The following is a 799-nucleotide window of genomic DNA, read 5'->3' on the forward strand; positions in this document are numbered from 1 at the left end:
ACTTATGTCCTGCTGCTCGTTTTTGTTAAGCCGATGAGCAATCAATTTCATTCTACGCCTAACCAAATCTATATCAATATTTTTGATGTGGTTTCTAAAAATTATCAATTTTACCTCTACCCCTCAACCCCCTAATCTGGAATGGCAGGACACAACGAGCCCTGCAAAACATTACTGATTAACCATGATTAACCATTACGGATTAACCAAGTCATTAACACTAGGAATTACACATGACGGATTGTTCAAGGGGGGGATATGGCAACCAGCACTTCTGAAAATCAGCAACTGTTCTCGCCAACAGAAATGATGGCGGAAGCCGAGAAATTTGCATTAAGCAAAGCAAATAAAACCAGCAGCATGACATTGAGTTTGGCAATCATGGCTGGCGCATTCATCGGGCTTGCTTTTTTATTCTACATCACGGTGACCACAGGTAGCGCTGATGCAGGATGGGGATTAAGTCGCTTAGCCGGTGGTCTTGCATTCAGCATGGGGTTAATCCTGATTGTTATTTGTGGTGGCGAGCTATTTACCAGTTCGGTGTTATCAAGCATTTCATGGGCTAATAAGCAGATAACCTTCACCAAGATGCTGTCTATCTGGGGCAAGGTATATGTAGGCAACTTTATCGGTGCAATGTTCCTACTGGCTTTGGTAAGTGCAGCAGGCTTATATCAACTGGATGGCGGGCAATGGGGCTTAAACGCTCTAAACATTGCTCAACACAAGCTACACCACAGCCCTGTTCAAGCTTTCGCTTTGGGTGTGCTTTGTAACTTACTAGTGTGTTTAGCAA

At 43.6% G+C, this 799-nt stretch carries 1 protein-coding gene; it reads left to right on the plus strand.

Annotated features, from left to right (window positions below):
- Window positions 1-258 precede the first annotated feature (258 nt).
- Window positions 259-799 (plus strand): formate/nitrite transporter family protein (locus tag AB4496_RS27020; RefSeq protein WP_372133000.1); only part of this gene is annotated, 541 nt, incomplete at its 3' end.

The sequence above is a fragment of the Vibrio sp. 10N.222.46.A1 genome (genome assembly GCF_041473595.1).
GTDB classification, from domain to species: Bacteria; Pseudomonadota; Gammaproteobacteria; order Enterobacterales; family Vibrionaceae; genus Vibrio; species Vibrio tasmaniensis_A.